The 12,351-nt window shown below is 43.9% G+C and carries 14 protein-coding genes; 10 read left to right on the forward strand and 4 right to left on the reverse strand.

Translation table 11 applies throughout. From position 1 onward, the window contains the following. Both H7T88_RS13355 and H7T88_RS13360 read left to right on the forward strand, forming a co-directional pair. A partial coding sequence (locus H7T88_RS13355; protein ID WP_221788871.1) for a sigma-70 family RNA polymerase sigma factor occupies positions 1-363 on the forward strand: 363 nt, incomplete at its 5' end. Between the two features lie 365 nt (positions 364-728). Further along, a complete protein-coding gene (locus H7T88_RS13360) occupies positions 729-2,078 on the forward strand; it encodes an amino acid permease (RefSeq protein ID WP_221788873.1) in 1,350 nt (449 codons plus the stop codon). A 157-nt stretch (positions 2,079-2,235) separates the two neighbouring features. Here the strand turns inward: H7T88_RS13360 and H7T88_RS13365 are convergent, their stop codons facing one another. The 3 genes from H7T88_RS13365 to H7T88_RS13375 all read right to left on the reverse strand — a co-directional run bounded on the left by H7T88_RS13365 (position 2,236) and on the right by H7T88_RS13375 (position 4,331). Then, positions 2,236-3,090: an alpha/beta hydrolase family protein gene (locus H7T88_RS13365; protein ID WP_221788875.1), complete on the reverse strand. Its 855-nt coding sequence runs from the start codon at positions 3,088-3,090 to the stop codon at positions 2,236-2,238. Between the two features lie 53 nt (positions 3,091-3,143). Further along, positions 3,144-3,566: a MarR family winged helix-turn-helix transcriptional regulator gene (locus H7T88_RS13370; RefSeq protein WP_221788876.1), complete on the reverse strand. Its 423-nt coding sequence runs from the start codon at positions 3,564-3,566 to the stop codon at positions 3,144-3,146. A 138-nt stretch (positions 3,567-3,704) separates the two neighbouring features. Further along, entirely contained in the window at positions 3,705-4,331 is a 627-nt protein-coding gene (locus H7T88_RS13375) for a DUF421 domain-containing protein (RefSeq protein WP_221788877.1), read from the reverse strand. 189 nt (positions 4,332-4,520) lie between these two features. On the opposite strand from H7T88_RS13375, the gene rnhA reads away from it, so the two are divergent. From rnhA to H7T88_RS13410, 7 genes are all read left to right on the forward strand, one after another. Further along, positions 4,521-5,174, forward strand: a complete 654-nt coding sequence (rnhA, locus tag H7T88_RS13380; protein WP_221788878.1) for a ribonuclease H — start codon at positions 4,521-4,523, stop codon at positions 5,172-5,174. A 210-nt stretch (positions 5,175-5,384) separates the two neighbouring features. Then, positions 5,385-6,254, forward strand: a complete 870-nt coding sequence (locus H7T88_RS13385; RefSeq protein ID WP_090915009.1) for an alpha/beta fold hydrolase — start codon at positions 5,385-5,387, stop codon at positions 6,252-6,254. A 296-nt stretch (positions 6,255-6,550) separates the two neighbouring features. Next, the gene (locus tag H7T88_RS13390) at positions 6,551-7,540 is read left to right on the forward strand and encodes a serine/threonine protein kinase (RefSeq protein WP_154887929.1); all 990 of its coding nucleotides are present in this window, start codon (positions 6,551-6,553) and stop codon (positions 7,538-7,540) included. A 182-nt stretch (positions 7,541-7,722) separates the two neighbouring features. After that, positions 7,723-8,304 carry a hypothetical protein gene (locus tag H7T88_RS13395; protein WP_221788879.1) on the forward strand — a complete coding sequence of 194 codons (582 nt, stop codon included), beginning with the start codon at positions 7,723-7,725 and terminating at the stop codon, positions 8,302-8,304. 44 nt (positions 8,305-8,348) lie between these two features. Then, a complete protein-coding gene (locus tag H7T88_RS13400; RefSeq protein WP_312027620.1) occupies positions 8,349-9,278 on the forward strand; it encodes a nucleotidyl transferase AbiEii/AbiGii toxin family protein in 930 nt (309 codons plus the stop codon). After that, on the forward strand, positions 9,271-9,711 hold the full coding sequence (gene imm48 / locus H7T88_RS13405; RefSeq protein WP_221788880.1) for an Imm48 family immunity protein: 441 nt from the start codon (positions 9,271-9,273) through the stop codon (positions 9,709-9,711). The genes H7T88_RS13400 and imm48 overlap by 8 nt, the downstream gene beginning before the upstream one ends. Before the next feature lie 19 nt (positions 9,712-9,730). After that, the gene (locus H7T88_RS13410; protein ID WP_221788881.1) at positions 9,731-10,270 is read left to right on the forward strand and encodes an RNA 2'-phosphotransferase; all 540 of its coding nucleotides are present in this window, start codon (positions 9,731-9,733) and stop codon (positions 10,268-10,270) included. A 149-nt stretch (positions 10,271-10,419) separates the two neighbouring features. On the opposite strand, the gene H7T88_RS13415 is transcribed toward H7T88_RS13410, so the two are convergent. Then, the gene (locus tag H7T88_RS13415; RefSeq protein WP_221788882.1) at positions 10,420-11,277 is read right to left on the reverse strand and encodes an SDR family oxidoreductase; all 858 of its coding nucleotides are present in this window, start codon (positions 11,275-11,277) and stop codon (positions 10,420-10,422) included. Between the two features lie 564 nt (positions 11,278-11,841). Here H7T88_RS13415 and H7T88_RS13420 point away from each other — a divergent pair. Continuing rightward, a complete protein-coding gene (locus H7T88_RS13420) occupies positions 11,842-12,318 on the forward strand; it encodes a DUF6790 family protein (RefSeq protein ID WP_167375605.1) in 477 nt (158 codons plus the stop codon). Positions 12,319-12,351: the final 33 nt, after the last annotated feature.

Here is a 12,351-nt window from a genome sequence, read left to right on the forward strand (position 1 = left end):
GAAATCTTAATGCATCTCAGATCCCTGAAAAAAACACGCAAAGACGTATCCCTGCATGATCCCATCGGTACGGATAAAGAAGGAAATGAAATCACATTAATTGATATCCTCGGCACTGAGGCCGATGATGTGGTAGATCGTGTGCAACTCAAAATTGAGAAAAGCAAAATTTATCGTAATCTCGACATTTTGGATGATCGGGAGAAAGAAGTCGTCATTGGCCGCTTTGGCCTTGAGGCTGGTGGAGAAGAGCGAACCCAGAGAGAGATTGCCAAGGAACTCGGTATTTCACGCAGTTATGTTTCGCGGATTGAGAAGCGGGCGTTGATGAAGCTGTACCATGAGTTCTATAAGCAAAAATAGATGTGAACTAAACATGTATGTGTTTATGTTTCAGGAGGGCGGCCTTTCGTTGTGAGGGGCGGCCCTTTTATGGTGGATGTACAATTCTTCTGAGCACGAGATGTATTGAAAATGAAATTTTGATGCATCTACGTGCTCTAACGTATTTCTACATAGTGAACTATATACGGATAAAGAAGGAAATGAGATTACATGAATTGATATTTCATATTCAATTACAATGAAACCCCGTGGAGGGAGGATCTTTTTCCCATATCCAATAATGAAAAGTAATGATAGGTATTCAGCGAAGATTATTATATATTAGATGGTATATTATTTTTTCATCACAGAGAGCATGAGCAGAAAGAGAGTGGTGGTGTACCATGCAGGAAGAAACGTTGACAAGAGGACTCAAGAACAGGCATGTGCAGTTGATGGCGATTGGAGGGGCGATCGGAACAGGATTGTTTCTTGGAGCGGGCAAAACGATTCAACTCACCGGCCCATCGATCCTATTCGCATATATCATTACAGGTATCGTATTATTCCTTATTATGAGAGCGCTTGGAGAGTTATTGCTGAGCAATCTGCAGTATCACTCCTTTGTGGATTTCGTGCATGATTACCTGGGAAATATGGCGGCGTTTATTACGGGCTGGACCTATTGGTTCTGCTGGATATCTATCGCGATGGCAGATATTACTGCTGTTGGTCTGTACACACAATTTTGGTTTCCGAACGTACCTCAATGGATGCCGGGACTGATTGCCTTGGTCATTTTGCTGGGCATTAATCTGGCTACGGTCAAGCTGTTTGGAGAGATGGAGTTTTGGTTTGCCTTGATTAAAGTTATCGCTATTCTGGCACTGATCGTGGTCGGTTTGTATATGATCTTTACAGGTTTTACAACAGATCAGGGTGCTGCAAGCTTCACGAACCTCTGGAGCCACGGGGGCTGGTTTCCGAATGGGATGCATGGTTTCATCATATCATTTCAGATGGTCGTGTTTGCGTTTGTAGGCATGGAACTGGTGGGGCTGACCGCAGGGGAAACGGAAAATCCGGAGAAAGTCATTCCGAGAGCTATTAACCGGATTCCCATTCGAGTGTTGCTTTTCTACGTGGGAGCCTTGCTGATTATTATGAGTATCTATCCGTGGAGTGCGATTGTGCCAACCGAAAGTCCGTTTGTACAGGTATTTGCGGCGGTAGGGATTGCGGCGGCAGCCGGAGTGGTTAATTTTGTCGTGCTGACGTCTGCCGCATCGGCATGTAATAGCGCTATTTTCAGTACAAGCCGTATGGTATATTCTATGGCCAAAGACCAAAATGCCCCTGATTCATTTGCACGTGTAAACAAAAGAAAGGTTCCAGCCAATGCACTTTTTTTCTCCACCATTGTGATCTTTATCGCGATTGTGCTGAACTACATCATGCCCGAAGGGGTTTTCACACTGATTACCAGTGTCTCAACGGTATGTTTTATATTTGTCTGGGGAATCATGGTGATTTGCCATCTGCGATATAAGCGTACTCAACCCGAACTGGCATGTCAAAGTCGGTTCAGACTGCCGCTATATCCATTTTCCAATGTGTTAATTCTGGCGTTCTTGGCTTTTGTGATCGTTGTGTTGGCGCTCGCAGAGGATACAAGGGTGGCGTTGTTTGTAACACCCGTATGGTTCCTGATCGTTTCAGTTATTTATATGATCAAGAAAAGAGCGAAGCAGTAAGGGGAAATGTTCATTCTAATTGAAACAGAACACCCGTTGGGGAGTAAGGAACTAAGGAACTAAGTAAATAAGTATTAAGAATTAAGGGAATAAGGAAAGAAAATAGAGAAAAGAGAGAATAGAGAAGAGCAATCTCCAAGGAGGTTGCTCTTTTCTTTCAGCCCGTTTTTTTACCCGAATAATTGGAATCAAGCCACTCCAGAACCACATCTACAGCTTCCTTATATCGCTGACCCACAAGTAGACCTGTATGTGTTGTACCCCAAAGCCCAACATAACTGGCTCCTAGTTGCTTCGCGGTTAATCGGCCTCTTTGTTCCTCGTCCTCAGACAACACAGCTTTGATCACCAGACCGGGACAAGTAATCAGGCTTCCATCAATGGATATCCCTTTTGCCCCGCAGAGTGCGGAGAAGGTTCGAAATGCTTTTGCCGATTCCATTTGCAGATAGTGTCGTTGAAAAGCGATATCCTCTGCGGTTTCATCGATCGTTTCGTTCTCCTCGCGTAGAGGAGCTGGCATGATTATTCCTGCTTCTATTCGATCCGTCAGGGGGTAAGGGAAGGCATCATGGACTTCTTTGCTGATACTGGTGTCAATGATTATTAAACCTGCCAAGTCAGCGGTTTCCGCAACCTTTTGGCTAAGTATGCCGCCCATGCTGAAGCCCACCAATATAGGAGGTTCATCAAGCAGAGATAATACCTCACGAATGTCTTCCAAATAATCCTCCACCGTAATTCGAGTCATGTCCATCACCCGGCTTCTATAATGGCTTCTGAGATTCATTGCAAAACAAGTCCATCCATGCTCTACAAAGTGGGGGATATACTTACTCCACATCCAGCTACCTGTGTATGCCCCGTGAACCAATAACAGCGGAGGATGCGTGCTTATCGATGTTGTGCCTGATCCTTGATTTCGATTTCCCCTGTAAACTTCAACGTGAAGTTCATGTTTACCCATTCGCTCTACCTCATGTACAGGTAAAAATTGTGTGTAATCAATCATAATAAATCCTCCTTGATAATTAGTTTGAAATCAAACTATTAATTCAAAAAAAATTAAAAGTTATCGTGTATTTTGATCAGAATGCGAAGCAGTTCATTTTTCTCATCATCTGTAACGTCCGTATAGAAGGTATCCAGCAATCGCTGTGAAATATCCTCAAAGATCGGTTGTAATGCTTCGCCCTTGGCAGTTAACTCCACATGAACAATACGGGAATCGCCTGTATCTCGTTCTTTGGCAACGTATCCGGTTCTCACCAATTTGTCCACAAGTGCAGTTACTGTCGATTTATCTTTGCGAATATTCTTGGCAATCTCCGCCATGGTCATACGCTGATGGTTGTAAAGTGCGTAGATGATATCTCCATGTGAAGTAGCCAGATCGTGAATGCCCTGTGCTGTCATCTCGGTCAAAATAAAACGACTTGTTTTCTCTTTAATTTTGGATATAAGTGAAACAGCATCTCTTGTTTTCATACTTGTAATATAATTGGATATCAAACTAATGTCAAGTGACTCATTGATATGGGAAAAACCACCCTGATTTGAGTAATAGAAAAACGGGTTACCAAGGTGGACGATGAAAAGCGCTAATGTTTATAGTAAAAAGTGTATCTATTGGAGTTTGGGACTAACAGGGTGAGTGTGATCTCCGCTCTTGACCTCTTCGAAAATGTCTGTTGAATTCGTACTCGTCTCTGTGGGCCTTTGTTTACTGAACTTGTGTTGTAGATCCGTATCAGGTTTAGTTGTAATGGTGTAATTACGCAAAATCTCTTCCAGATCGCCAACGGTCACTGGGCGAGCGTGTCGTTTCAGGACATACCCGAGTTGCCCGTTGGGTTCGACCGTTGCTGTCTGCAAATCATCTATACTTTTTATTCCTGCCTGTCTTAAATGCATCTCTAGCTGATCCATCGTATAACGCATTCGTTTCAGATTCGGAATGATGACTTTACCATCTTCCACAACAACCTTGGAGCGCCCGCTCATGATACGTTCAAAAAAGTTAAATTTCATTTGGAGTTGCTCTACGATGAGCAATGTTGCAATAAACACAGCTGCGGAGCCAATTGCTTTCCCCAGTTCATGGTTGGCAATCGGCTGCACAATCGTGGTTCCGATGGAGATCATAATAACGGTAGTGGCAACACTCATCTGAGAGATCGATTTACGACCTGCGATTCGTAGCAGGATCATACCAATGAGAACAAGTAAGACGGATTTCCAGATCCAATCCATGCAAGACATCCTTTCTTTTCCTAATTGAACGCTGATTATTAGACTGTTCCGGGATGCGAGGGAATATACCCAATCCATTCATTATGCTTATACCTCTGTTCTGATGTTCAACCAATAACGAACTTTCATTTTAACTACTTCTTCGTTTACAATAGGATATTGATGCAGTAAACAAAGGAGCGGTTACGCATGGCGAAACAGAAATATTACGTGGTATGGGAAGGAAAGAAACCTGGCGTATACAGCACTTGGGCGGAATGTAAGGCTCAGACGGATCAATATGCCGGAGCCAAATATAAATCATATGAGTCCAAGGCAGCTGCCGAAGCAGCGTATCGTGCTGGCTGGAAAGGGAACTGGGGTTCAAGTGCAGGTGGCGCTTCCAAGTCGAAGTCAGGCAGCAGCGGCAGAAGTACCGGGATGGAGACATCCGAGGAAGTGGACTATGATAGCATCTCTGTTGACGTAGGCACACGAGGCAACCCAGGGCCAGTAGAATATAAAGGTGTGGATACCCGCACAGGTGAGGTGCTTTTTTCCGTCGGCCCGATCTCGAAAGGCACCAACAATTTGGGAGAATTTCTGGCGATTGTGCATGCGCTGGCTTATCTCAAAAAAGAAGGTAGTAATAAAACGGTCTACACCGATTCGGTGAATGCGATGAAATGGCTGAAACAAAAAAAAGTTGCGACAACACTCCCACGTGACAACTCAACGGAAGAAATCTGGTTGATGATTGACCGGGCAGAGCAGTGGCTTCGCACGAATACGTACACGAATAAAGTGCTCAAATGGCAGACGAAACATTGGGGCGAGATCAAGGCGGATTATGGCCGAAAGTGACACTTCTACTCGAGTTAAAAAAAGATAAGCATGTCTATTAGAAACGATATTTACAATTTCCAATTTCCATTCTATAATCATCAGCATATGATAAGTCACACATATGGAGGAGCCTGTCATTTTAACAGGCCCTCTTTATCTTTTTGGGCCGGGATTCCGGCTATTGATCACTGGAACAGGTGAGATGAGTACACATTGCAGGAGGCAGACATGAGTTCCATTTATAGAAGTGAAGAAGGCAAGAGCAGTATTCTGGAAGAATACGAAATTTATTTGAGTGAGCTGGGCGAAGGATTTACAAGAGAGTATGTGGAGACACGTTTTGGGAAAACACATGTGTTGCTGACTGGGCCGGAAGATGGCAAGCCGTTATTTATTCTTCAGGGTGGCAATTGTGTGAATCCAATGACTCTGTCCTGGTTCTCTTCATTATTTCAATCCTATCGGATTATTGCGCCGGATACGATCGGCCATCCCGGGTACAGCGAGGAAACGAGCATTTCGGCTCGTTTTGACAGCTTGGCGATGTGGGTATCCGATCTGCTGGATCATTACAACATTGAACAAAGTGCGTTCATTGGTCCTTCATTTGGCGGCGGCATCATTCTGAGATTGGCTACTTATATTCCGGAGCGTATTGCATGCTCGGTGCTGGTAGCTCCCGCGGGTCTTGCGGTCAACTCCAGAATGAAAACCGCTCATGATATTACACTTCCACTCGTTAAGTATCGTATGACTTCTTCGCCAGCTTCTTTGCAAAAGATTACGGATAACCTGTCATGCCATTGTATGAAGGAAGCAGATAAAAACTTGATCGGCAAAATATTCAAATATGTCAGTCTGGAGCAGGATTTACCCAAACTCGCAGAGAGAGAAGAACTTGAAAATTATACCTCGCCTACACTACTTCTGGTCGGTGAGAAGGATGTCTTTTTCCCAGGAGATAAGTGTATTGACCGTGCTCAGAAAATTATTCCGAATGTACAGGCGATTAAATATGATACAGGCCACTTCCCTTCTCAGGATGTACTAAGAGAGATGAATGAGGAGATTCAGCAATTTTTAAATAAGCATTATTAAAGGCGATTAGCATAGGAACATGGGGTAGTTCGCATTTTTACGAACAGATTAACGAAACTGCCCCTTTTGTCGATACTATGTATAGAAGAGTGCTCGCATCTTCGATATAGAAAACGGAAGCTTGAACGAAAATGCACTTTCCGCGAGAAAAATGTTTCAAACGGTGGTGTATGGTTTATAAAGATGGTTAGCGATGATTTGACTCTCTGGTTGGATTTATTTCCGATGAGTTCAAGGATCAAATTCGTCGTTATGCGGCAAGTCTTCCGATCGACAAGCTTGAAAAGAGGTTTGGGATGAGAAAAAATAACTGGAACATGGCTTTGCAACGCAATGTCATTTTGAATGATACATATCAGGTAAGACAGGTATTGACTAGTAGTGAATTAGCGATTGTGTATGTTGGGCGGAATCGGCATACAGGTGCCAAAGTCGCTATAAAGGAATTTTTCCCCCATCGGATTGCTGCACGTCAGTCAGACAAGCGCAGTGTATTTTGTGCATCCCGAGGATACGGCGGACAATTCCATGAACTGTTATCTGTATTTCTTCAGGAGGGTGAGTTGTTGTCATCTCTTAATCATCCTCACATCATTACATATGTGGATCATTTTGAGGCCAATGATACGGGATATCTGGTCACAGAATATTGCGCCGGCATGATCTTGACCGATTATTTACAGGAGCGTAACCATGCGCTGCAACCCGAGTTTATTACAGATACGCTATTGCCGCTCGTGGATACGCTGGATTACATTCATAAACAAGGCATTCTCCACCGGGATGTCAAACCTTCCAATGTCATGGTGATGGAGGATGGCACGCCCAAATTGCTGGACTTTGGTGCGGCTGTGCGCTGGCCGATGCAGACCGGAGCAAAACAGGCGATTTTTACCTCTAAAGGGTATTCGCCGCTTGAATTTTATTCCGAGAAAGCAGTTCAGGGACCCATGTCAGATATCTATAGTTTGTCTGCCTTGCTTCATTACTGGACTTGTGGTCAGCCGCCTATGGATGTGAAGCAACGTTTGTTCCAAGACGAATTGCCTTCCGTCCGCAAGCACAATGAATATGTTAATCCGTGGCTTGCCCGAGTCATTCATTGGGGACTTATGGTGCGTTCGGAGAAGCGTTGTACCTCTCTGTTTTGGGTGAGAAGATCACTTCGCATTCAGGCCTTGGTGTGGAAGGTTCGCAAACCAGGTATGGTGGAGTGGATGCATGAGGAAAATGAGCATACTCAAGTCTATGAGCCGGAGCCGAAGAACCAACATGAGACGGCCTGACCGTGGTGAGTTTCAATGAAAGTGGAGTAAGACTGTGTTGCGTATAGCTGTGGTGTTTAAAGGAGACCAAATCGACTCTATCTGCAGAGAAGATTTGGTTTTTTTACTATTTTGGGTTTTACTATAATAAAGGTAGAGTTAATCTAGTATAAGCACGTTGGAGGAAAGAAGGTTGTGAACGAATGGAGTTTGAATTTCATGTTACCCTAAGTGACCTGAGCCCGCAAGAAAAGCAAACTTTTATCCGTATCTGTGAAGAAGAGAACGTAAAACCGGTCCTGATCGAACTCGATCAAGGAGAGCACATCCATCAACCCATGATTACGGGCATTGTCCATAGCGAGGATTTTCAGGATGTACAGCGTATCATTGAAGAGATTTCAATAACATTTAGGAATAACGGGTTCACTGTGGTACGTACAAAAGTAGAGATACCGGCTAAGGAGGAACGGTTTTTCAAACAACCGATGGTGCCTCAGTACAGACCTTATTTTGAGTGGCATGGTAAGGTTCAAGTCGAAGATGTGAATAGGCTGAAGCATATATGTGCGGGGACAGGTGGCCATATCTCCCGTAATTCGCTCCATAAGAATGGCAGTATAAGGTTTGTAACTGTGCGTGAGTATGAGCATGCAGATCATTTTTATCGTAGCGTCGAGGAAATTCATAACATTTTGCAAAGCAATCAAATTGAACTAATCAAGCAACAATATGAGCTGTGTATATATGATAGTCGGGAAGAGTTGGATCGAGGCTGGATCTGATTGAACCAGCTTGATGTGTTTAAGATAAGATTGGAGGAACAGTTGTGACGAGAAACGGGAATGAAATACCCATACATCGCTTCAATGAAGACGAGAGATTAATTATTGTTTTGGAAGCGCTACTGAAACGGGCTACGCTAGTCCATTCATCCTTTATTTTGAAAGGTAGCCTGTTAACGAGACAGTACTTGGAGAATCCAAGTCTGCGCTATGCTGAGGATATCGACTTTCTGTATAAAGGTACGATTGAACATGCGGATCAGGCCAAGCAGATTTTTACGGATTGGATGATTCAGGTGACCGAACTTGATCTGAATGATGGAGTCCATTTTCGCAGCTTTCGGGAGAATGCATTCTGGCGTGAAATTGATTACGCAATGGATGATGACTTTCCAACGGTGAATACCGATATCGCCTATGCGATCCAGAGTGAGTCCAGTGAAGGGAATCGGTACGAAGATGAGCTTTTTCTTGATATTTCATTTAATCTGAAGCTGGATGCAGAGCCTGTGGAGTTAAACTACCAACCGTTAAGAGGTGAGCCTTTTGTAGTTCCCTACACGGTTCCGTTGTCCACTCAAGTCGCTTGGAAGTTGCATCAGACGATTGTGAGACCGAGGTTCAAGGATCTATATGATCTGCAGTATCTCGTATCTCACCCTTCCTATGACAAGCAGGCTGCAGAAGATACGCTGCAGACACTCGTCAATGAATGTAGCATGACGACTAGTATTACGAGTGAAGATATGAAGAAAATATTAGTCGAAGATTTGCATCCACTGTATCAAGGTTTGGAAAACGATTATCTATTGAAGCAGCTTGCAGGGGATCGGGTACCTGAAGTTTATTTCATGGAAGTTGCTACTCGCTTGCGAAAAGCGCTGAATCGTGCGGGTATCCACCAAGAGGCTTTCAAACATCTGCCGTCCCCGATATGGAATAAAGGACAGAACGGAGAATATGGATATGAATGATTTTATGAACAAGGATGATAAGAATGATGTTATTTTGGGCTCAGCAGCCCATGAACTGGAGCAGATGGTAGAACAGGTCTGCGAACTGATTGGCACACCACTCGCAGAAACGACAGAACTGCAACGTCAAGTGCTCGCCGCTTTTGGTTTTGGTGCGGTGTACAGCATTACTCATCGTGATCGGCTGGCCGAACCCCAGGCTCATGCGCTAAGCATTCGGATGTTGATCAAACCGTTTAATTACAGTGAACAACAGGCAGTTGATTTTGCTGACGATCTGATTCGTGTTGCATCCAAGGAAGAGGTTCATCCAGTGATGAATACGATTATTCATCGCGGTATTAATGGACATATCCAGTTTGCGCAGGAGGATCACGAAGCTCTTGCTCGTAACATTCAGGAGATTATGGCGGCAGTTCAGCAACAAGGATAGATGTGGGAAGGTGAGAGACATGGACTACATGAAACTGAGCAAAGAGCTTTCCTATGCATTGAGACATGCGCCATGGGAATACGAGCTTGAGCTGGATGAAGAGGGATGGGTAGAGATTTCACAACTGCTCGTCGCTTTGCACGAAAGCCCAGGGTGGCGTAATGTAACAGAAGATGACATGCAACATATGATTGCAGTTTCGGAGAAAAAAAGGCACGAGATCAATGCTGGACGAATTCGTGCACTTTATGGTCATTCTACTCCGCAAAAAATATCCAAAATAGCTACACAGCCTCCCGAATTGTTGTATCACGGTACACCCGTACGTGCTGTGTCCTCCATCATGGAGCACGGTTTGCAGCCACGGCAACGGCAGTATGTGCATCTATCGGCTGATATGGATACGGCACGTCAAGTTGGACAAAGGCGAGATGATCAGCCTGTTATTCTACGCGTTAAGGCTGGACAGGCGGCACGTGAGGGTATTCTTTTTTACCATGGCAACGAGAGTATTTGGCTGGCTGATGTGATTCCATCGCGTTATATTGAGCAAGGTTAATCGATTAGTTAGGTTAAAGAATGTGTAAGTTTTGTTCGAAGAGCTCCATAATAATGTATACGAAAAGGGCTGTTCCCCGTCATCATGTGACGTATGGAACAACCCTTTTTCTATATCCTGTATGTTACCGTGAGGGCAACATGACGAATTTAATTACCCAAAATAGCTTTAAAACCTTCACTTAGCGGTTGAGCTGGACGCCCAAGCAATGTTTCCAGTGCATCGCTCTCTACAGCCAGTGCGCCTTGGCGAATAGCGCTTTGCATTTCAACCAGCATGGATACAACAAAATCAGGCAAACCTGCACCTTTCATGATGTCCGCATAAGCCGCATCGTCGACATTTTGCACGTTGATTTCCTGCCCCAACACTTCACCAGCAATGGCAGCAAGCTCAGCTTGTGTGCGCAGTTTACCAGACAATTCATAGACCTTGTTCTCATGTCCTTCGCCTGCAAGTACAGTAGCAGCAGCTTCAGCATAATCACGTCGAGTAGCCCAGCCAACCTGGCTGTCATTCGTGGCATGTACCCAAGGAGCACCATGTGTTACGGCTTGTACACTGCCAGCTTCATTTTCAAGGTACCAATTGTTACGCAGGAACGTATAAGGGATGCCAGACTCACGAATCGTTTGTTCTGTCTTGCGGTGTACCTCAGCAAGAGAGAGCGGGTTATGCTCGGCGTTGACCACACTTGTATAAGCGATATAACCGACACCTGCTTTTTTGGCAGCTTGAACAGCAGTCTGGTGCTGACGGATACGTGTCTCGTTATCACCGTCTGTGGAGATCAGTAGCAGGCGGTCTACACCGGCAAAAGCTTTCTCCAACGTTTCCGGTTGATCGAAATCCCCATGACGTACGTCTACACCCTGCGAGCGCAATGCTTCTGCTTTTTCTGGTGAACGGACACTAACAGCCAAGTCTGTTGCAGCGTTTGTCTTCAACAACGCGTCAACAACCAGTGAACCAAGTTTACCCGTAGCGCCTGTAACTAACAATTTCATTTTGTTTCCTCCTAAAATGTGGTTTGCAACATTTGCATCGTTAGCAGCTTCATTGTCATTGTTGAACAATCGTGTATGTACAGCGTACCTCTAGAGTATTAAAGCAATACCACTTCCGAGGAGTAGCTGTGGATGTGTGAAACAAAGTGTTTATCTATGTAACTATAATAGTTACATAATAAAGTGTTGTCAAATTTTAATATCTATAAAGACGACTAAAGTAGTCTGAATATATGGGTAAAAGGAATCAACCAATGGTTATTAAATTTTTTCGACTATGGAATAAATGAGAGGTGGTTCTTTTGGAGTGTTAAAAAAGAAACATATATTGGTTGAATATATGTAAAAATGGTATATAAGACCCAAAAATTTCAAGTTATATAGAACTAAGTACGATAGATTCATTGCGTATAAGAGAAGAAAAATGGTAAAACCTTCGACAAAATAGAAAATTATGTACGAATTGACAAATGTAAAAGCGATTATATAATGTGGGTATCTACAAATTAATCCATTTAGTTACAAATGATTCCAAAATAACGAATTGGCAGGAGTGAAACAGCGATGTGGTTTTTGGTTCTATGGTTATTTGGGCTTATTTCAGGAACGATTCATCTTTGGATGCTCGGTTTCCCTGGCGAAATGAGCGAGATTAGCAGAGTGTTATTGCTTCATCAGTTTGTGGTTACATTTGGACTTGTAGGTGTTATTGGTTACGTGGTTAACATTGCTAGAGCAGAACAGACAGCCAAAATGCTAGGTTGGCCAGGAGGACCGTTTCAGGTCAAATATGGATTCTCGCAAGTCGGACTTGGCGTTATGGGTATTATGGCGATCTGGTTTCAAGGGAACTTCTGGGTGGGTGTATTGGTTACGATGTACATATATGGTTTGAGTGGTCTGTGGTCACATACTTATGTCATGATCAAGAATCGTAAGGCAGATGGGGACAGTATCGGCAATTTGATAATGGATGTTGTCTATCAAACGTTTATCACCGTTCTTTCCATATGGGCTGGCGGCATCTGGGTAATGAGCTAGACAGAGACTGGATTTATGACAACACAGCTTGAA

Origin of the sequence: Paenibacillus cucumis (ex Kampfer et al. 2016) (assembly GCF_019748695.1) — a bacterium.
GTDB classification, from domain to species: Bacteria; Bacillota; Bacilli; order Paenibacillales; family Paenibacillaceae; genus Paenibacillus; species Paenibacillus polysaccharolyticus.

Excerpts from the sequence above, each read along its gene's own strand:
- H7T88_RS13420 (WP_167375605.1), top strand. The coding sequence starts at position 11,842 with ATGTGGTTTTTGGTTCTATGGTTATTTGGGCTTATTTCAGGAACGATT.
- H7T88_RS13360 (WP_221788873.1), top strand. The coding sequence starts at position 729 with ATGCAGGAAGAAACGTTGACAAGAGGACTCAAGAACAGGCATGTGCAG.
- H7T88_RS13395 (WP_221788879.1), top strand. The coding sequence starts at position 7,723 with ATGGAGTTTGAATTTCATGTTACCCTAAGTGACCTGAGCCCGCAAGAA.
- H7T88_RS13365 (WP_221788875.1), bottom strand. The coding sequence starts at position 3,090 with ATGATTGATTACACACAATTTTTACCTGTACATGAGGTAGAGCGAATG.
- imm48 (WP_221788880.1), top strand. The coding sequence starts at position 9,271 with ATGAATGATTTTATGAACAAGGATGATAAGAATGATGTTATTTTGGGC.
- H7T88_RS13390 (WP_154887929.1), top strand. The coding sequence starts at position 6,551 with ATGAGAAAAAATAACTGGAACATGGCTTTGCAACGCAATGTCATTTTG.
- H7T88_RS13385 (WP_090915009.1), top strand. The coding sequence starts at position 5,385 with ATGAGTTCCATTTATAGAAGTGAAGAAGGCAAGAGCAGTATTCTGGAA.
- H7T88_RS13370 (WP_221788876.1), bottom strand. The coding sequence starts at position 3,566 with ATGAAAACAAGAGATGCTGTTTCACTTATATCCAAAATTAAAGAGAAA.
- H7T88_RS13410 (WP_221788881.1), top strand. The coding sequence starts at position 9,731 with ATGGACTACATGAAACTGAGCAAAGAGCTTTCCTATGCATTGAGACAT.
- H7T88_RS13415 (WP_221788882.1), bottom strand. The coding sequence starts at position 11,277 with ATGAAATTGTTAGTTACAGGCGCTACGGGTAAACTTGGTTCACTGGTT.
- rnhA (WP_221788878.1), top strand. The coding sequence starts at position 4,521 with ATGGCGAAACAGAAATATTACGTGGTATGGGAAGGAAAGAAACCTGGC.
- H7T88_RS13375 (WP_221788877.1), bottom strand. The coding sequence starts at position 4,331 with ATGGATTGGATCTGGAAATCCGTCTTACTTGTTCTCATTGGTATGATC.